We start from the raw sequence: 18,450 nt of genomic DNA, 5'->3' as shown, positions 1-18,450 counted from the left end.
CAAACTGTTTTTTGCCTTTTACTGCTGACATAACAATACCCCCAATCATAGTTTTATTATCCTACAAATGGGGGTGTTTTTGCAATGTCCGTTTTTAGTGGTTCAGTTCAATATCACGGGTGATCTTTTATATTGTCATCAAAAAAAATATCATGGATTTAATATTATCGTCTAACATTTCTAAAATGAATGTTAAAATGCAATGTAGTATGGTATAATTGAGTTGTATGTAAAAATAAAAGTACTTAATATATTATATATAGTGAGGATGATACAATATGGATAAATTGGTTATTAACGGGGGTCAACGTATCCTTGGTCAAGTGGAAATAAGCGGTGCAAAAAATGCAGCAGTAGCAATTTTACCAGTAGCTATAATAGCAAGCAAGGGTAAATGTATCATTGAAAATATTCCGGATATAGAAGATGTAAACTGTATTGAAAGAATATTGGAGAATTTAGGCTGTAATATTAAAAGAGAAAAAGATTCAGTTACAATAGATAGTACAAGTATAACTAGCATAGATGCTAATACAGAAGATGTAAGAAAAATGAGAGCATCATATTATTTGATTGGTGCACTTTTAGCTAGGTTTAAAAAGGCTAGAGTAGCACTACCAGGTGGATGCCCAATAGGAGCTAGACCTATAGATCAACACATAAAAGGATTTGAGGCGCTTGGAGCAGTAGTAACTATTGAGAACGGAGCAGTTAATGTTCAGGCTGATAAGTTAATTGGGACTAGCATCTATTTTGATGTTGTTAGTGTAGGAGCGACAATAAATGTAATGACAGCTGCGACACTTGCAGAAGGTACAACTATTTTAGAAAATTCTGCAAAAGAACCACATGTAGTTGATGTAGCAAACTTCTTAAACTCTATGGGAGCTAATATTAAAGGTGCAGGTACGGATGTTATAAGAGTTATAGGTGTGAAGGAATTAACAGGATGTACTTATAGTGTAATTCCAGATCAAATTGAAGCAGGCACATTTATGATAGCTGTAGCAGCTTGTGGTGGAGAAGTAACTGTAAATAATGTTATTCCAAAACATCTCGAATCAATTTCTGCTAAACTTATTGAAATGGGAGCAGAAGTAATTGAAGGTGGAGACAGTGTTACTGTTAAAGCAGATGGAAGACTTAAGGCTGTAAATATTAAGACACTACCTTATCCAGGATTTCCAACGGATGTTCAACAACCAATGAATACATTGTTATCTGTTTCAGAGGGAAGAAGCATAATTAACGAAAGTATTTGGGAATCAAGATTTAAACATGTTGGTGAACTAAAAAAAATGGGTGCTAATATAAAGGTAGAGGGAAGCGTTGCTACTGTGGATGGTGTAGACAAACTTTTAGGAACTGTAGTTGTGGCATCGGATTTAAGAGCAGGGGCTGCTTTAGTTATAGCAGGTCTTATAGCAGAAGGTACTACTGAGATTTTGGGCATAGAACATATTGATAGAGGATACCCAAACATAGAAGAAAAATTTAGAAATATAGGTGCGGATATAAAAAGAGTTACTATATAACAATTTATAATAAAAGGAGACAATTATGATTTTTTGTCCATTATATAGTGGAAGTAGTGGAAATAGTATATTTGTGGCATCACAGAAGACAAAAATTTTAGTGGATGTTGGTATGCCCGGAAAAAGCATTGAAAGTGCACTTAAACATATTAATCAGAATCCTAATGATATTGATGGCATTTTTATCACTCATGAACATTCTGACCACATAAAAGGTGCGGGAATAATTTCTAGAAGGTATGACATACCAATTTACGCAAATGAATATACTTGGGAAGCTATGGAAACTAAAATAGGTAATGTGAAGGAAAATAATATAAAAATTATTAATAATAATTCTGTAGATATAATGGACATGCATATAGCTAATTATAAAATATCACATGATGCTGCAGCACCTATAGGATATGCCTTATATAGTGGAAATAAAAAGGCATGTATAGCTACAGATTTGGGATATTTTTCAAGCGAAGTTAAGACTATAATTAAAGATGCAGATGTAATATTACTTGAGAGCAATCATGATGTGGAAATGGTAAAGTTCGGTCCATATCCGTATCCCTTAAAAAAAAGAATATTAAGTGATGTGGGCCACTTATCAAATGATGCATGTGGGCAAGCTATAGTCGAAATAATGAATGATAAACAAAAACATATTATTTTAGGACATTTGAGTAAAACTAATAATTTTCCTGAATTAGCTTATCAGACAGTGGCTAATATTCTTAAAGAGAATTGTATTGAAATAGGTAAGGATATCTCTTTAGATTTAGCTAGAAGAAATATGCCAAGTGATGTAATTGACTTTTAACGGCATTTCAGAGGAAAACCATTTATCTTTAGCAACATGGGTATTACTACTTAAGTAGATTTAATACTTTGGTAGGAGTGTAGACTTTCTTCTGTAGTCGTTAATTAAGCCACTTTAGTGGATTATTAAAGGAGAGGTCTAAATGACGAAAACAATTAAGATATTATTATGTTCTATGCTAGTTGTTTCAACAGTAACATTTTTTGGATGTGAAAAAAAAGATGATAAAAGCGTTACAAATAAAGAAAAGCTTGAAAATCTTAAACTTCCTCTAGAAAAAGATGGCTTTATTCAATTGGGTATTTATTTTGATGGTACTAAAGATGGTTCTACTATCCAAGTAGTTAAAGATGAAAGACTTATTAATAAAGAAGAGCTTATTGGAGAAACTATTATGCAAGAACTTATAAAAGGACCTACTGCAAAAAGTGAGCTAAGACCAATACTTCCTAAAGAAACTAGACTATTGAGTTTTTCTATTAAAGATACTATTGCTTATGTGAATTTAAGTAAGGAAGCTAAAGTAGATATGTCAGTGGTAAAAGAGGAAAGTTGTTTACAAAGTATAGCGGCATCATTATCTCAATTGTCATCTGTTAAAAAAGTGAAAATTACAATGGAAAATAAAGATATTGATACTTTAGGTGGTAATTTTAATATATCTAAGCCTTTTAGTAAAGATGAAATAATTTCAATTAAAAAATAGAATGTATATGCAGGAGTAAACTAAGTGCAATTAATTTAAGAAATTTTAATATATATGTTGAAAATTGGAGAAATTTTTATTATAATAATTAAATGTACAAACAAAATGATTTGGAGGAGAATAGAGGATGAGTTTATATAAAGAGTGGACGGATATGGTGGTTGACTATGTTAAGCGCAGAGGAGAACCTGCATTTTGGCATGATTATGGAGAAATAGAAAGACGCATATATACAAAATTATTATCAAAATATCAAGATGAAGTTAAGGGTACAATGGATGAGCTTGCAGACTACTTTGAAGTATCTAACATATATTTTATGGGATTTACTGATGGTATAAACGATAGTCTTTTAGAACCTGTACAACTAGAAGAAACTGAAAGAGACACAAAAGTCAACTTAAAAGTAGACTTTGAAAAACTTTATTTTAATATGCTAGATGCAAAAGCAGATTATTTATATGAGCTTCCACAATGGGAAGGTATTTTCTCAAGGGAAAAAAGAAAAGAAATTCAAAGAGATTATAGAGATTCTAAAATGGTAGTTAATAACGATAAAATTGGAAGAAATGATGCATGTCCTTGTGGAAGTGGAAAGAAATATAAAAAATGTTGTGGAAAATAATGTTCTAATAAGCACATAAAATATTATGAATTACAGTAAAAAAACTTTGCACACTGTGGCAGGGTTTATTTCTTTTTGAACTTTGCATGATATTTGAAAAGTCTTTTGATTAACAATGTAATAGTTCTAACATTAATTTTTAATTTTATAATATACCATACAATATTAGATTACATGTATTATAATACTAATATAAGTGAAATAAAGGAGACTCATAATGAGCATAACCATAATTTGCGTCGGGAAAATAAAAGAAAAGTATTTGAAAAGTGCAATTGATGAATATACCAAAAGGCTAACTAGATACTGTAAGCTTAACATAGTTGAATTGATTGATGAGAAAACTCCAGATAACGCTTCTGAGAAGGAAGAAATGTTAATAAAGAAAAAAGAAGGAGATGTTATTCTTACGAAAATTAAGGATAACATGTTTGTAATTGCTCTTGAGCTAAAAGGAAATATGTTATCCTCAATAGAGTTGTCAGATTACATAAAAGATCTTGGTATAAGCGGTGATAGTAATATAGCTTTTGTAATAGGAGGTTCATTAGGCTTATCTAAGGCTGTTTTAGATAGATCTAATTACAAATTATGCTTTTCAAAGATGACTTTCCCACATCAGTTATTTAGGGTAATGCTGCTAGAACAAATTTATAGAGGGTTTAGAATAATAAGTGGTGAACCGTACCATAAATAACATAGATTCCAATTTTATATATTTTTTGTGGGGTAATAATATTATTGTTAAAATTTTAATTTTATTTTAAGTCTAATATTGAAAAAGAAGGTGACTTTTATGACACATTTGAGTATAAAACCATTAAATTATATATCCAAGGAAATGCTTAATAATAAACCGATCAATGGAAAAATATTAAAGTTTATTGTTTTAGGTGATAGCCATGTGATTGCGGATACAACTGGTTGTCTCGGGAAAAATGCATTCATATATAATAAAGTTTTGATTGAGATTAGTTGTAGAAAAGAAACTAATCATTTTAATCCAGACTTTATAATACATGGTGGGGATGCTGTGAATAATGGAAAGGATGAAGCGAGTTTCGAGCTTTTTTACCATTTAACGTATTCTGAGATGATTCATAAAGGAATTCCAGTTTTTATTTCTATAGGGAATCATGATTATGATATATCAAAACCAGAACCTGATTCTAAAAACTTTGAGAAGTTTATTGGAAATACACGAGATGAAATTAATATATCTGGAACAAATGTACGATACATTTATCTAAATACACATTATTGCTTTGAACCTGTAGTTCCAAAACCAGCTATATATTCATATTTTTCAGAGAAAGAGAATGAGGATATTGATTTACTTAAAAGAATGAATTCTACTAATTTATACCTGATTGATTTTCATAGTCCCTTTAGAATTAAAGATTGCAATGATAGTCTTGCGCAAAATGATTATCATTATTTACAAGGAGATCAGGAAAATTTATTTAAAAATAGTATAAACTCTAATGTAAATGTATGTGCTATTTTTTCTCACCATATGCATACAATGATGAAATGTAAGTATAATTTAAAAAAAACTTTCAATGAGATTCCTTTTCTTATAAGTGGAAAGGGTGGTAATTGTAATATCATCAATTCTTATGGGAGCTATTATGAGATTACATTAGATATGATTACTAATAGTATTGAATGTAATCAAATAATGGTGACTATATAGTTATCTAACTTAAGTACTTCTTCTTAGTGGTTTACTATAATTATGTTGATATACACAAACAAACAGTAAGAAAGGATTCTGATTAACTTGAATGAAAATAAATTGTTTACAGATAAAAAAATTGTAGCTATTATTGCAACATTATGTTGCTTATTATGGGGAAGTGCTTATCCTGCAATAAAAATCGGATATATATTATTTAATATTTCTACAGGTGATATACCATCAAAACTTGTATTTGCAGGATATAGATTTATTATAGCAGGTATAGTCTTGCTTATGATTGCACAAAAATATGGAAAGAAAATCTTTAACATTCGAAAGGAAAATGTTAAAGATTTATTTTATTTAGGAGTTATTCAAACAACATTGCAATATATATTTTTTTATATAGGGGTTGCCAATACCACGGGCGTTAAGAGTTCTATAATGAATTCAACTGTAACATTTTTCAGTGTTATTTTAGCTCATTACATATATACGAATGATAAGTTAAATATGCAAAAAATAGTTGGATGTATTGTAGGTTTTATTGGAGTTATGATTGTTAATTTTAGCTCTGATTTATTACGGTTTTCTTTCAGCTTTATGGGAGAAGGATTTATAATAATTGCAGCGTTTACTTTTTCGATAAGTGTTATATATGCGAAAAAACTTACGCAGAAGATGGATGTAATGGTTGTAACAGGGTATAGCCTTTTTATCGGAGGTATAATATTGATGCTCCTTGGTATTCTTTTAGGTGGTAGAGTACATAATTTTACAATCAATTCATCATTAATATTAATTTACTTGGCTTTATTATCATCAGCATCTTTCTCATTATGGAACCAACTTCTAAAATATAACAAAGTAGGCCCAGTATCTGTTTTTAATTTTTTAACACCAATTTTTGGGACTATTTTATCAGCAATATTTTTGCAAGAGAATATATTTGAATATAAAAATATAATCGCACTTATTTTAGTATGTGTTGGTATATGGATGGTAAACAAAGAAAAAAGTAACATACGAAATATAGGCTAAACAAAAGGTAGGCTTATAAAAGTTTCTAATATCTTTTATAAGCCCAAATGTTTTATTCGTCTTTAACCTGTAGTGATGTTGAAATTTTAATTGTAGGTTCCTCTCTTTTTAAAGTAGTTTCAATCTCTTTTATATCTTCTATTTTTTGTTTATATATAGATACATCTTCTAATGAAACTTTGTGCTTTGTAAATTCAACATTTTCCTCGCTAAGTGGTATACGAATAATTTCTGGAGAGATATCTTTATTATCAGGGATAGCGGATGATAGGTCTTTTTTTTCTATTACAAGATCTACATGTTCAATAGGTATTGTAAAATTTTTATTTATGGTAAAGGACTCCCTATGAACATTAATACCTCCTGTTTGCATCCATCTTTTAGATATATCAAGTTCTTCTTGTTTAATTTTGAGGCTCACATCTTTACTAGGGTCATCTATGAGTTGGTTAAATGAAGTTGTTTCTGATACGCAAGTAGCATTCTTATTTTCCGTGGGTATTTTATTCATACATTTTCCCTCCACTTATTTTGAAAAACACCTCCATATTACTATTGTAATACAGAGGTGTTTTCTAATTTATTAGCTGTGGTCTATACCATCGTCTATTATATTGGCATCTCCAACTTTATTAATCCGAGCTTCTTCTCGTTTAAGGGTTTCGTCAATATGTGCTGTATTTTCTATTTCACGTTTGTGAGCTAAAATTTCTCCAGTTACTACTGTATGTTTATTTACATCAACTTTCTCTTCACTTATAGGAATTTTGATGGTTTCTTCGCTTGTGATAGGTGAATCACTCGCTTCGTTGTTTAATGATCTTCTTTCAATTACTACTTCTTCGCATGACACTGGGACATCAACTTTCTTGTGTTCTTCTAAAATTTCTTTCCCAATTTCCACGTCACCCTTTTGTGCACGGCTCTTTGCAATATCAAGTTCTTCTTTGCGTAGACTGAGCTTTGCAGTATCCTCTGTTTTCGCTTTAACACTGTCGTCACCTTTTTTAAAAATTCCATCAAGTATGCTCATATATAAATACCTCCATTAATTAATAATTATGCTCCATTAATATATTGTCCTTTAAAGAAATATATTATCCTAAAGGTTTATTATATATTGTCCTTTAGTAATTACTTAAATGTATAAATTAACCATTAGACATTTATGAGAGAAACTTTTATATCATTGTGAAGTAACTTTTTTTGATTTATCTTTATTTAAATTTTTTTTCTTAAGGTAATAATGGTAAATAAATAAGCAGTAAAGCACAAGGATAAAATAAATATATATATTCTAACTATTTTTATTTGAGTCAAAGTACACTTTGGGGTTACAATGTATAAAGATGGAGGGATACATTATGAATATTCTTATTGTAGAAGATGAGCAAGATATAAGGGAATTGCTAGAAATTCATTTATCAAAAGAAGGATATAAGATTTACACAGCTGAAGATGGCGTGCAGGCTTTGGATATATTTGACAATAAGGATATAGACATTGCTTTACTGGATGTTATGATCCCAAAAATTGATGGATTTAAGGTTCTGAAAAAGATTAGAGAAACCAGCGAAATACCTGTAATATTTATAACTGCAAGAGACGAAGAGTCTGATAAAATTCTTGGACTTGGATTAGGTGCGGATGATTATGTGATAAAACCTTTTAGTCCCATTGAGATAATTGCACGAGTTAAGGCTCAGCTACGACGGTATTATAAATATTCTAATAAAAATCATAAAACTGGTATAAAAATTGGAGAATTAATGTTAGACAAAGAATGTTGTGGTATTTATAAAAACGATGTAGAAGTAGCATTAAATCCAAAAGAATATAGGTTACTTGAGTTTATTTTAGAAAACCCTGGAAAGGTATATACTAAAAAGCAACTATATGAAATAGTCTGGAAAAATCCATATTATGGAGATTCTAATACTATAATGGTTCATATAAGTCATATAAGAGAAAAAATTGAAATTGATCCTAAAAACCCTAAATATTTAAAAACCATAAGGGGAATAGGATATAAAATGGAGAAAAATCATGATTAATAGAAATAGATTAAAAATAATAGCAACATATTTTAAAAGCAAGAAAATGGCTACCCAACTGTTTAAGAACTATTTTCTGTTTTTAATTATTATAGTTGTTATATTCGTTATAACCATTGGAACTTTATTGTTTTATTTCTCTGTAAATTATGTGGGTTCACCAACAGAAAATACTACAGCGCAGTATATTATAAAGCAAAATTATAAGGATATTAATGTAACTAATTTTATAAAACATAAGGGATATGTTGAGGTGCTTAATAAAGATTTAGTTATTGTAATGCAAAATGGAAGTAAACATGAGGTAGGGTTTAAATACCCACAAAAGTATTATAATGATATGATTACTAATAATTTAAAAGATGGTTATTTTTATACAAGTAAATATGGAGCGAAGAAAGAGTTTATTCTAATTACGGCCATGCCTAACAGTATTTTTGATGCCTATACTTGGGGACTTGAACATAAAGAACAATTAGAACAAGCTAGCAACCCTATAAATAGAGGAATCTCATTTCTGAAAATATTTCCCTTTATAATATTTATATTTTTATTATGTACGATGGTACTTTATTCTAAAATTACATCAATGATTTTTGTTAACCCGTTAAAAAAACTTCTAAAAGGAGTTAATACTTTCAAAAATGGTGAATACTCAGCACGTGTTGAGATTGATTCTATAAATGAAATAGGTCAGCTAAAGGATGCATTTAATTTAATGGCAGAAAAGATACAACAAGAAAGATTACTAAAGGAAAAAGCAGAACAGAATAGAAAAAGAATGATTCTTGACATATCTCATGATTTAAAAAATCCGTTAACAAGTATATTGGGGTATTCTGAATTTCTACTAGAAAATGATGATATTTTAACTGAAGAAAAAAACAAGTTATTAAAAGTTATTAATAACAATAGTAGGCGGGCAAATGATCTAATTCAAGACCTTTTTGAATTTTCTCGTATTGAAAGTACGGAATATAGATTAGATATAAATAAGAATGATATAGGGGAGTTTTTAAGAGAACTTATTGCTGGGTATGTTCCAATGATGGAGCAACAAGGCGTTCAATATGAGTTTGATATTACAGAGGATGAAGTAGAAATTTTATTTGATAGAAAGAACTTAGATAGAGCTTTAAGTAACATTATATTAAATAGTATTAAGTATAATGGCCGAGGAATTACTATTAGTATCAAGCTTTTAGTAAATGAAGGCACAACTGTAATTATTATTGAAGATAACGGAGTAGGAATACCAAAAGACTTTGAAGGAGATATATTTGAACCTTTTGTTCGTGTGGATGCTTCGAGGAACTCCAAAACTGGTGGTACAGGACTAGGACTTGCAATATCAAAGGCTATAATTAAAAAACATGGCGGGAATATACATTTAGCGCAAGGCCTAGATAAAGGTTGCAAATTTATAATAGAATTAAAGGATAATTAGAGAACATCATAGCATAAAGCGAAAAAAATGAAACGAAATACCTATGAAATTTAGCTTATTAAAGGTTTTTTTGGCTTATATGTAGAAATGATATATGCACATATATAAAGGAGGCGATTATTTGGACAGGTCAAAACAATTAGGCGAAGAAAGTATAGTTAAACTACTTATAAAATTTTCTGTTCCAGCCATTGTTGGTATGCTAGTTAACGGTTTATATAACGTTGTAGATAGAATATTTATAGGACGCGGAGTAGGTAAACTTGCTTTATCAGGAGTTGCAGTTACATTTCCTATTGCCATTATTGTTATGGCTTTTGCAATGTTAATAGGAATTGGAAGCGCAGCACTTATATCTATAAAACTTGGGCAACAAAGGAAAGAGGAGGCAGAACATATTTTAGGGAATGCCCTTACTCTCCTTATTATAGTTTCACTTATAGTTACTGTATTTGGACTTATATTTTTAGATCCCATGTTACTAAAAATTGGAGCAAGTAAAGATACATTGCCATATGCCAAGGAGTACATAACAATAATACTTATAGGATCTATATTTCAAAGTGTAGGATTTGGACTTAATAATACTATACGATCTGAAGGTAACCCACGAGTTGCTATGTTTACAATGCTTATTGGAGGAATTTTAAATACAATTCTAGATCCAATTTTTATCTTCGTTTTTCACATGGGAACTAGAGGAGCGGCTTTAGCAACTGTTATTTCTCAGCTCATCAATACTTTATGGGTATTATACTACTTCTTTGGGGGTAGTAGTGTATTAAAAATACATTATAAAAATTTAAAATTAAATTCTAAGGTTGTAAAAAGTATTTTGGCAATAGGTATGTCTCCATTCTCTATGCAACTAGCAGCAAGTATAGTAACTATTGTTTCTAATAGAAGCTTAGTTAAGTATGGTGGAGACCTCGCTCTGGGTGCCATGGGGGTTATTATGGGTGTTGTGATGATGGTACTAATGCCTACTTTTGGAATAAACCAAGGTTGCCAACCGATTATAGGATATAATTATGGGGCAAAACAATATAAACGTGTAAAGCACACTTTAAAACTAGCTATATTAGGGGCTACAGCGATTACTACAACTGGGTTTATATTCATACAGCTATTTCCAAGGCAAATTATAAGTTTATTCAATCAAGACCCTGAACTAATAGCAATAGGTAGTCATGGAATAAGAATATACCTGTTTATGATTCCTATAGTAGGATTTCAAATAGTTAGTTCAAACTATTTTCAAGCTATAGGAAAAGCTAAAATATCTATATTTTTAGGATTAAGCAGACAAGTAATACTTCTTTTACCATTACTGTTTATTTTGCCGAGGTTCTTTGGCTTAAATGGTGTGTGGATGTCGGGTCCCACGTCTGATGCATTAGCATCAATTATAACAGCTGTATTTATATATGTAGAGATAAAACATTTAAATAAATTACATAGCGATGATAAGGATATTATTATATAAAAAGCTATAAATAATGAGGATTAAATAAAGGCACCCATAGAGAAGACATATTAAAAAATGTTTGTTTTATGGATGCCTTTTTATATTATATAGTATTAAAAAGTTAGAAGATTTTATTTCTTATTATTAATTTTATCAAGTTCTTTTTCTAGGTTTTTTATACGGTTTTCAATTTTATTTAGGGTATTACAATAATCTAACAAAGAATGGTCAATGTGATTGTTAGTTTTGAAACTTTTAAATAAATCCTTTCCTATATCTTTGTAAAGATCTTCCATACTATTTTCTTCAAGATGAATTTTATATTTGAGTCTAGATATTTCAATAAAATCTTCAGACTTGCTTGATATAACTTCAAGACCATTGCTTATTGAATCCTTAATTTTATTTAAATTATGCGCTGAAGGCATAACATTCCCTCCTTTTATGTTATAATTTAAATTAAATGAATAGACTTAATAGTATATTATTTAATATAATGTATATTTGTGACTAAGAAAATGGTAATGTGATGATATATATATTTTTCTTATAAATTATTGGTAGGATTGTTAATTTTAATATGGTGGTGAAGACATGAATAATAAAGAAAAACCAATAGGATTTTTTGACTCAGGAGTGGGTGGAATAAGTGTGTTAAAGGAATCTTTAATAGTACTTCCGAGCGAGGATTTCGTATATTTCGGAGACTCATTGAATGCCCCATATGGGACTAAAGATGTAAGTGAAGTTAAAAGATTAACTTTTAATGCAGTTGATTTTTTATTAAGCAAGGGAGTAAAGGTAGTAGTAATTGCTTGCAATACCGCTACTAGTGCAGCTATAGATGCACTTAGAAAGTATTATACAGGTATTCCTATAATCGGAATAGAGCCAGCACTAAAGCCTGCTGTTGAAATTAGTAGGGGCAAAAGTATTATTATTATGGCTACCCCTATGACTTTAGCTGAAAAGAAGTTTAGCAATTTGATGGAAAAGTATAATAAAGAAGTGAATATAATATCTCTTCCCTGCGCAGGGCTTGTTGAACTTATAGAAGATGGAATTATAGAGGGACATCAAGTTGAAGAATACTTAAGAGGAAAGCTTAAAGACTTTATGCATTTAGATGTAGCATCTATAGTACTTGGGTGTACTCATTATCCTTTTATAAGAAATGAATTAATTAAAATTGTTGGAGAAAAAACTACTATAATTGATGGAAGTGTAGGTACAGTAAATCAACTAAAAAGGCAACTTGCTTGCAATAACCTTCTAAATGAAAAAAGAACAAGTGGCATTGTAACTATACATAATTCCTCTATTGATAAAAAGTTATTAGATTTAAGTTACAAGCTATTAAAACTATAAACCGATTTTAAAGCTATATATAAATAAATTATATATACATGCAAACAGTCTGAAACCAGTTAAATGGTTTTAAACTGTTTTTTTTTCTTTAATGGTGACAGATATTAGTCAAATCAATTTATAAAAATATGCAATTAGATAGCAATTATTCATAGCAATATAAGGGAAGAGCGAATAAAATGTATTATACAAAGAAACAAGAGAAATAAGGTGATGAAATGAAAGTATTTCAATTAAAGAAAAACAATGAACATTACGTAGGGCATAATATATTTAACATTAAAATTGAGGAAGCAAAAAAAATCAATTGTATAGTTATTAATAATCCAGTGCAAAGTAATTGTTTATGTGTTATAAATCATCTAGTATGTAAATCTGTAGAAAATGAAAATATTGCACATTTAATTATAGCTAGTGAGGGAAAACAGTTAAAAGATATAACTACCTTTGGGAGTCTAAATATTGGATATGAATATGTTAGATCAGAAAATTGTGATAACTTAGAAATAGATATAGTTAATATTGATAAAGATCGCGAGGTAGACATGCTAGAGGAATATTTTTTAATAATACTTCCGGGAGGAAACATTCATATAAGACTTGAGGAACCTCAAGAAAAAATGATTTTACAAATGAGTGTTGGTCAACAAGTTATTTAGTTTTTATTATGAAATGCATCTGAAAAATAGCTAGGACTTATGCTAGCTATTTTTGTAGATGTTTAAATATAAGGTTTATTTATAAAAAATAGCAAATAATATTATATGTGATATAATTTATAATGAATATATAACAAAAAGGAGAGATTAACATATGAATCCAATAGTAACAATTAATATGGAGAATGGGAAAATCATGAAGGCCGAATTATACCCAGAAGTTGCACCTAACACAGTTAACAATTTTATTAGCTTAATAAATAAGGGCTTTTACGACGGACTTATTTTTCACAGAGTAATTCCAGGTTTTATGATTCAAGGTGGATGCCCTGAGGGTACAGGAGTTGGCGGACCAGGATATTCAATAAAGGGTGAATTTTCTTCAAACAAATTTAAGAATGATTTAAAGCACTCAGTTGGTGTTTTATCAATGGCTAGATCTAATGATCCAGATTCAGCAGGAAGTCAGTTTTTTATAATGGTAGCTAATTCTCATCATTTAGATGGAAGTTATGCACCTTTTGGAAAAATAACTGAGGGAATGGAAAATGCTATGGAAATAGTTAAGGTAGAAAAAGATTTTAGAGATAAGCCAAATAAGGATCAAAAAATAAAAACCATGACTGTTGATACTCAAGGAGTTAAATACAGTGAACCAGAAAAGGTATAAAATCATATAAATATTAAATTGTAGGGGGGAATATAAAGTGAATATTATTAATGAAAAACTTATCCTTGCATATGGATTAACAAACATTGAAGAAAAAGAACTTAATAGTTTATTATCGATTCAAAATATATTACCTTGCAAAGTAATTAAAAATAATATGGGTGATTTTACGATAAAAGAAATATTAAGTAACATAGAAGGAAAAGAAAGTAATATTGAATTACCCCATGAAAAACTACTTTTATTTAATGGGTATAGTGATAAGAGGCTTTATGATCTAATTGATAGTTTAAAACAAATTAAGAGCGCCGATACAATCCTGGCTGCAGTAACTCCAACATCTATAAAATGGACGATTAGTTATCTAATGCAGCATTTAATTGGGGAAAGAGAAGCGTATAGAAAAATGAAATAATCACTAAATATAAATCTTCTGCAATTTAGCAGAAGATTTATATTTTAGAGATAATTATTTAATTGGAAAGGCGGAGAATTATGAGTAGATTAGGAGATAAAATTAAACAAGTAAGACAATCCAAAGAAGTAAGTCAAAAGCAATTAGGTAGAAAAATTGGGGTTTCTGAAGGGTTTATTAATGATATTGAAATGGGTAAGAAGGTTATTAATGAAAAATTCATAGAAAAAATATCTAAAATTCTAGGTGAAGAAATAGAAGATTCTTCTGTGTCCTTTCAAGATAACGGGGCTGCAGATGAGAGAACACCAAAACTCGAAAGACCAAGCGAGGGAAAGGTAAAAGAAGTTTGGAATGATGCGTTTAGTTCAGTTCTAAAAGATGTTTCTATTTATAAATATGATTTAGTTAAAGCAATAGGTGTAAAACAATTGCCAATAATATCAAACAAGGTAGAAGGATATGCTCAGGATAAAGTATTGTTTCTAGAAATAGAGAATGATGATATGCTTGGATTTAGAATTTGTAGTGGAGATATTGCATTTGCTCATTTGACACATGAGATAGAGAATAATGCTATTTCACTTGTAGATTATAATGGAGAAAGAGTACTAAGACAAATAAAAACATTGGATAGCAACAAAGTATTGCTAATTAGCAATAGAATTTCATTAAGAACGGATTCTGTTCAACATAATGAAATTAAAGTAATCGCAAAATTAGATAGAGTAGAGTTCAAATTATGATATCGTACCTTACACAGAAAAGCACATCCTTGCTATAGTAAGGGATGTGCTTTTATTTAATTTAAGACATGTTTTTTAAAAACGAACATAACATATTAGGTAAAAATATACATTGAGGACATAAGGATATTATATTTTAATGTGTAAATTAATAATAAATGTTATTAACAAAACGCTATTGATAGTTTATAATAGATAATGGGTATTAAATAAGTAACATTAGTTTGTTATACAAATGAAATAAAGAAGCTAATAGACAGTATATACGAATTTAAAAAGATAACAATCTCCTTTAAAGAGGAGTTAAAAAAATATAAGATATAGCTTTTATTAAGTTGGTTGGGAGAAGATAAATGGAACAATTACAAAAAAAAGTCGTGATGTATGAATGGAAGGATGTTATTAAAAGAGGGCTACTTGGACTAAGTATACCTTTAATAAGTCTAACCTATCCAATACTTAATCAAGATAGAGGAATTACTAATTCTGTATTTTCCGTTGTGGATAAGCTCATACCTTTTAATAGATTTTTTATATTACCTTATGTATCTTGGTACATATTTATAGCAGTTTTTTCTTCAATTTTATGTGTTGTAGATAGAGAAAGGTTTTTAAAGCTGCTTATAACCTTAAATATTGGCATGATTACATGCTATATAATATTTTACTTTTATCCAACGTATGTTCCAAGACCATTGATAACACAAACTGATTTCTTTAGCAATTTGATTTCAAATTTGTATGCGGCTGATAATCCTTATAACTGTTTTCCAAGTATCCATGTTTTAAATTCTGTCTTAATAGCTATGTATACTTATGAAAGTGAAAATGTTAGTAAATGGATTAAAGCAATTTGTATTATTATGTCTGCTTCAATAATTTTATCTACTATGTTTATAAAGCAACATTATTTCGCAGACGTTATTGCAGGTATATTATTTGCTTATATACTATATTTTTCGTTTTATAAGTTAAAGTTTAACGATATTCCAAGGGCAAAAAAGCATACTTCTATAAATGATAATTAATTAGTATAAAAGGCCCCATGATTTAATAAATCATGGGGCCTTTTATAGGTAAGCGGTTATAATCTTTATCCTTATATTCCGCTTAGATCAAAGTTAGGTACAAACGTTTTAGAGGAAGTGCCACTTTCTTGAATAAAACAATTAGTGATACCTAGATTTAAACAGTAGTTAATTAAGGCATTGTAATGATTAGGGTTTAATGACTTGTTTATTTCAGGATATGTTGCGGAGTTATTCATGGGGGTATATTGATTCATTAAGCTAATATACACATTATCTTTAAAGGTAGTAAATATAAAATCTATAACTTTTTTAGAGTCAAACAATAATCCAGGTAGCATTAGGTGTCTAATTATTACCCCACTTTGGATTATCCCATCATTATCAAATTTTGTTTCTCCTACTTGCAAAACCATCTCAGTTATAACTTTGCAAGCGTTATTAAAATAATTTGGAGCATTTGAATATTTAATAGCATATTTATCATTGTAGTATTTTAAGTCTGGTAAATAAACATCTATAAATCCACGGAGTGATCTAATGGTGTCTATACTTTCATATCCATTTGAGTTATAGAGAACAGGAATATTAAGCCCAGCGTGTTTAGCAAGCCTTAATGCCTCTATAATTTGTGGAACATAATGAGTGGGCGTTACTAAGTTTATATTGAGGGCACCTCGCATCTGGTGCTCTATAAATATTTCGCTAAGTCGATTTATAGAAACAATTTTTCCAAAACCTTCATGACTTATTTTATAATTTTGACAGAATACACAACTTAAATTACAATATGAGAAAAATACTGAACCAGAACCTGATGTGCCTGAAATGCAGGGTTCTTCCCAGTAATATAGGCTCACTTTAGCTATTTTTACATCCATAGATGCATTACAGAATCCTAATTCTCCATCTAATCTATTAATGGAACATTTCCTAGGACATAAATTGCATTTTTTTAGAGATTCTAAAAAACATGGATTTTTTAAATTAAATGTATCATTAGTGACCATCTTTATCTCCTTGTCTTGTAAATTTTATGATTGGTATACATAAAATTGTACAGGCCAGTATATATTATGTCAATTATGATTTTTAGTAGTTTTTCTATAAAATATTATGCATTGAATTAGGAATATAAAACTTATTGCACCAAAACCAGGATAAAGAATTTTAATTAGAGTTTTAAATCCAATTTGAGAAATCGGAATGGCTATAATAAGTATTACTAACACGGCTTTTTTATAAGAAATATTAAACTTTTTCTCAAGGGTCTTTCCTACACTATAGATATTAGAAACCTCAGTTGAAAACATTTCGCACCAAATCACACAAAGCAGAAGAATTTGCATAAGCATTCCAAAACGGTGTGTTATATAGAGAAGTGGAATTTCATATTTGAAAATTTGAGGTATGTTGAGTAAAAGCATTATGTTTATTAAGTAGCATAATAAAGTTAGACATAAGGCGCCTATAATAACCCCAGGAATAAGAATTCGTTTAAATTTAATTTCCTTACTTAATGGAACTAGAACGCCACTACAACATAGCATATTAAAACCTGCATAGAGTAAAGCAGAAATAAACCATTGCGCAGGAATTATATTATCTTTATAAGATGGGATTTGCCTTATATAAGATGCGCTTACCATATCTTTGAAAAATACTAAATATAAAATGAATATAGTTATAATGATTGTGATAAGAGACGGTACGATAAAGGAATTTATAGTTATCAATCCTTTGGTATCCTTAAGTACCGTGTATAAAGAGATGATAGACATAAGTAAAATGCCTACCCATTTTGAAATACCAAAATATTGATGAAGAAGTGCACCACTGCCAGCTAAGATTACTGCGGCGCCACTAACTAAGAAAAAACTTGTAAAAATATCTGTAATTACACCGAAAAAGCCTGGGCTTACAAGAGTTATAAGCTCAGAATAGGAGCTTAATTTATGTTTTAAACTAATTGAAACTATAATTGAACTTATTACAATATAGATTAAACAACATATAAGAATTCCCCAGAAGCTCACAAATCCGTAAGAACTAAAAAATTGTGTTATCTCCTGACCAGAAGCAAGTCCTGCACCAACTATGGTACCAATAAATACAGCTGTAACCTGAAATATTAAACCAATACCTTTTTTCAAAATATCTCCTCCATAAAATTATTAAATTAACAGTCATACTTGT

Annotated in this window: 21 protein-coding genes; 16 read left to right on the top strand and 5 right to left on the bottom strand. The window is 29.5% G+C overall.

Features of this window, described 5'->3' with window-relative positions; all coding sequences use genetic code 11:
- Window positions 1-278: 278 nt before the first annotated feature.
- The 7 genes from LGK95_RS15685 to LGK95_RS15655 all read left to right on the top strand — a co-directional run bounded on the left by LGK95_RS15685 (window position 279) and on the right by LGK95_RS15655 (window position 6,399).
- The gene (locus tag LGK95_RS15685) at window positions 279-1,535 is read left to right on the top strand and encodes a UDP-N-acetylglucosamine 1-carboxyvinyltransferase (protein ID WP_226125714.1); all 1,257 of its coding nucleotides are present in this window, start codon (window positions 279-281) and stop codon (window positions 1,533-1,535) included.
- 25 nt (window positions 1,536-1,560) lie between these two features.
- Window positions 1,561-2,346 carry an MBL fold metallo-hydrolase gene (locus tag LGK95_RS15680; protein WP_226125713.1) on the top strand — a complete coding sequence of 262 codons (786 nt, stop codon included), beginning with the start codon at window positions 1,561-1,563 and terminating at the stop codon, window positions 2,344-2,346.
- Between the two features lie 142 nt (window positions 2,347-2,488).
- Window positions 2,489-3,052 (top strand): GerMN domain-containing protein, encoded by a 564-nt coding sequence (locus LGK95_RS15675; RefSeq protein WP_226125712.1) that lies wholly within the window; start codon window positions 2,489-2,491, stop codon window positions 3,050-3,052.
- A 127-nt stretch (window positions 3,053-3,179) separates the two neighbouring features.
- Window positions 3,180-3,677 (top strand): SEC-C metal-binding domain-containing protein, encoded by a 498-nt coding sequence (locus LGK95_RS15670; RefSeq protein ID WP_226125711.1) that lies wholly within the window; start codon window positions 3,180-3,182, stop codon window positions 3,675-3,677.
- Window positions 3,678-3,894: 217 nt separating this feature from the next.
- On the top strand, window positions 3,895-4,374 hold the full coding sequence (gene rlmH, locus LGK95_RS15665; RefSeq protein ID WP_226125710.1) for a 23S rRNA (pseudouridine(1915)-N(3))-methyltransferase RlmH: 480 nt from the start codon (window positions 3,895-3,897) through the stop codon (window positions 4,372-4,374).
- A gap of 99 nt (window positions 4,375-4,473) precedes the next feature.
- Complete coding sequence (locus tag LGK95_RS15660; protein ID WP_226125709.1) at window positions 4,474-5,373, top strand: metallophosphoesterase; 900 nt, start codon at window positions 4,474-4,476, stop codon at window positions 5,371-5,373.
- An 87-nt stretch (window positions 5,374-5,460) separates the two neighbouring features.
- Complete coding sequence (locus LGK95_RS15655) at window positions 5,461-6,399, top strand: DMT family transporter (protein WP_226125708.1); 939 nt, start codon at window positions 5,461-5,463, stop codon at window positions 6,397-6,399.
- 52 nt (window positions 6,400-6,451) lie between these two features.
- On the opposite strand, the gene LGK95_RS15650 is transcribed toward LGK95_RS15655, so the two are convergent.
- Window positions 6,452-6,910: a YsnF/AvaK domain-containing protein gene (locus LGK95_RS15650; RefSeq protein ID WP_226125707.1), complete on the bottom strand. Its 459-nt coding sequence runs from the start codon at window positions 6,908-6,910 to the stop codon at window positions 6,452-6,454.
- 72 nt (window positions 6,911-6,982) lie between these two features.
- On the bottom strand, window positions 6,983-7,432 hold the full coding sequence (locus LGK95_RS15645; protein ID WP_226125706.1) for a YsnF/AvaK domain-containing protein: 450 nt from the start codon (window positions 7,430-7,432) through the stop codon (window positions 6,983-6,985).
- A 331-nt stretch (window positions 7,433-7,763) separates the two neighbouring features.
- On the opposite strand from LGK95_RS15645, the gene LGK95_RS15640 reads away from it, so the two are divergent.
- From LGK95_RS15640 to LGK95_RS15630, 3 genes are all read left to right on the top strand, one after another.
- A complete protein-coding gene (locus LGK95_RS15640) occupies window positions 7,764-8,453 on the top strand; it encodes a response regulator transcription factor (RefSeq protein ID WP_226125705.1) in 690 nt (229 codons plus the stop codon).
- Window positions 8,446-9,900: a HAMP domain-containing sensor histidine kinase gene (locus tag LGK95_RS15635; protein WP_226125704.1), complete on the top strand. Its 1,455-nt coding sequence runs from the start codon at window positions 8,446-8,448 to the stop codon at window positions 9,898-9,900. The genes LGK95_RS15640 and LGK95_RS15635 overlap by 8 nt, the downstream gene beginning before the upstream one ends.
- Window positions 9,901-10,021: 121 nt before the next feature.
- Window positions 10,022-11,386 (top strand): MATE family efflux transporter, encoded by a 1,365-nt coding sequence (locus tag LGK95_RS15630; RefSeq protein ID WP_226125703.1) that lies wholly within the window; start codon window positions 10,022-10,024, stop codon window positions 11,384-11,386.
- 113 nt (window positions 11,387-11,499) lie between these two features.
- Here LGK95_RS15630 and LGK95_RS15625 read toward each other — a convergent pair whose 3' ends face one another.
- The gene (locus LGK95_RS15625) at window positions 11,500-11,796 is read right to left on the bottom strand and encodes a hypothetical protein (protein WP_226125702.1); all 297 of its coding nucleotides are present in this window, start codon (window positions 11,794-11,796) and stop codon (window positions 11,500-11,502) included.
- A 166-nt stretch (window positions 11,797-11,962) separates the two neighbouring features.
- Between LGK95_RS15625 and murI the strand changes: the two genes are divergently transcribed.
- The 6 genes from murI (at window position 11,963) to LGK95_RS15595 (ending at window position 16,254) form a co-directional block, all read left to right on the top strand.
- On the top strand, window positions 11,963-12,736 hold the full coding sequence (gene murI, locus LGK95_RS15620) for a glutamate racemase (RefSeq protein WP_226125701.1): 774 nt from the start codon (window positions 11,963-11,965) through the stop codon (window positions 12,734-12,736).
- A 218-nt stretch (window positions 12,737-12,954) separates the two neighbouring features.
- A complete protein-coding gene (locus tag LGK95_RS15615; protein ID WP_226125700.1) occupies window positions 12,955-13,395 on the top strand; it encodes a hypothetical protein in 441 nt (146 codons plus the stop codon).
- Between the two features lie 154 nt (window positions 13,396-13,549).
- Complete coding sequence (locus tag LGK95_RS15610; RefSeq protein WP_226125699.1) at window positions 13,550-14,065, top strand: peptidylprolyl isomerase; 516 nt, start codon at window positions 13,550-13,552, stop codon at window positions 14,063-14,065.
- A 37-nt stretch (window positions 14,066-14,102) separates the two neighbouring features.
- On the top strand, window positions 14,103-14,480 hold the full coding sequence (locus LGK95_RS15605; RefSeq protein ID WP_226125698.1) for a DUF3783 domain-containing protein: 378 nt from the start codon (window positions 14,103-14,105) through the stop codon (window positions 14,478-14,480).
- 80 nt (window positions 14,481-14,560) lie between these two features.
- On the top strand, window positions 14,561-15,226 hold the full coding sequence (locus LGK95_RS15600) for a S24 family peptidase (protein WP_226125697.1): 666 nt from the start codon (window positions 14,561-14,563) through the stop codon (window positions 15,224-15,226).
- A 353-nt stretch (window positions 15,227-15,579) separates the two neighbouring features.
- Window positions 15,580-16,254 (top strand): phosphatase PAP2 family protein, encoded by a 675-nt coding sequence (locus LGK95_RS15595; RefSeq protein ID WP_226125696.1) that lies wholly within the window; start codon window positions 15,580-15,582, stop codon window positions 16,252-16,254.
- A gap of 71 nt (window positions 16,255-16,325) precedes the next feature.
- On the opposite strand, the gene LGK95_RS15590 is transcribed toward LGK95_RS15595, so the two are convergent.
- Together LGK95_RS15590 and LGK95_RS15585 are read right to left on the bottom strand one after the other, a co-directional pair.
- The gene (locus tag LGK95_RS15590) at window positions 16,326-17,264 is read right to left on the bottom strand and encodes a radical SAM protein (protein ID WP_226125695.1); all 939 of its coding nucleotides are present in this window, start codon (window positions 17,262-17,264) and stop codon (window positions 16,326-16,328) included.
- A 69-nt stretch (window positions 17,265-17,333) separates the two neighbouring features.
- Window positions 17,334-18,410: a YkvI family membrane protein gene (locus tag LGK95_RS15585; RefSeq protein WP_404814463.1), complete on the bottom strand. Its 1,077-nt coding sequence runs from the start codon at window positions 18,408-18,410 to the stop codon at window positions 17,334-17,336.
- Window positions 18,411-18,450 lie beyond the last annotated feature (40 nt).

The organism is Clostridium algoriphilum (genome assembly GCF_020443705.1).
In the GTDB taxonomy this organism is placed as follows: domain Bacteria; phylum Bacillota; class Clostridia; order Clostridiales; family Clostridiaceae; genus Clostridium_AD; species Clostridium_AD algoriphilum.
The sequence above is the reverse complement of the archived record's forward strand: the minus strand, read 5'-3'. Positions and strand labels throughout refer to the sequence as shown.

Coding starts and splice junctions, on each gene's coding strand:
- murI (WP_226125701.1), top strand. CDS start 11,963: ATGAATAATAAAGAAAAACCAATAGGATTTTTTGACTCAGGAGTGGGT.
- LGK95_RS15610 (WP_226125699.1), top strand. CDS start 13,550: ATGAATCCAATAGTAACAATTAATATGGAGAATGGGAAAATCATGAAG.
- LGK95_RS15600 (WP_226125697.1), top strand. CDS start 14,561: ATGAGTAGATTAGGAGATAAAATTAAACAAGTAAGACAATCCAAAGAA.
- LGK95_RS15685 (WP_226125714.1), top strand. CDS start 279: ATGGATAAATTGGTTATTAACGGGGGTCAACGTATCCTTGGTCAAGTG.
- LGK95_RS15680 (WP_226125713.1), top strand. CDS start 1,561: ATGATTTTTTGTCCATTATATAGTGGAAGTAGTGGAAATAGTATATTT.
- LGK95_RS15625 (WP_226125702.1), bottom strand. CDS start 11,796: ATGCCTTCAGCGCATAATTTAAATAAAATTAAGGATTCAATAAGCAAT.
- LGK95_RS15675 (WP_226125712.1), top strand. CDS start 2,489: ATGACGAAAACAATTAAGATATTATTATGTTCTATGCTAGTTGTTTCA.
- LGK95_RS15595 (WP_226125696.1), top strand. CDS start 15,580: ATGGAACAATTACAAAAAAAAGTCGTGATGTATGAATGGAAGGATGTT.
- LGK95_RS15635 (WP_226125704.1), top strand. CDS start 8,446: ATGATTAATAGAAATAGATTAAAAATAATAGCAACATATTTTAAAAGC.
- LGK95_RS15590 (WP_226125695.1), bottom strand. CDS start 17,264: ATGGTCACTAATGATACATTTAATTTAAAAAATCCATGTTTTTTAGAA.
- LGK95_RS15645 (WP_226125706.1), bottom strand. CDS start 7,432: ATGAGCATACTTGATGGAATTTTTAAAAAAGGTGACGACAGTGTTAAA.
- LGK95_RS15615 (WP_226125700.1), top strand. CDS start 12,955: ATGAAAGTATTTCAATTAAAGAAAAACAATGAACATTACGTAGGGCAT.
- LGK95_RS15650 (WP_226125707.1), bottom strand. CDS start 6,910: ATGAATAAAATACCCACGGAAAATAAGAATGCTACTTGCGTATCAGAA.
- LGK95_RS15670 (WP_226125711.1), top strand. CDS start 3,180: ATGAGTTTATATAAAGAGTGGACGGATATGGTGGTTGACTATGTTAAG.
- LGK95_RS15660 (WP_226125709.1), top strand. CDS start 4,474: ATGACACATTTGAGTATAAAACCATTAAATTATATATCCAAGGAAATG.
- LGK95_RS15640 (WP_226125705.1), top strand. CDS start 7,764: ATGAATATTCTTATTGTAGAAGATGAGCAAGATATAAGGGAATTGCTA.
- rlmH (WP_226125710.1), top strand. CDS start 3,895: ATGAGCATAACCATAATTTGCGTCGGGAAAATAAAAGAAAAGTATTTG.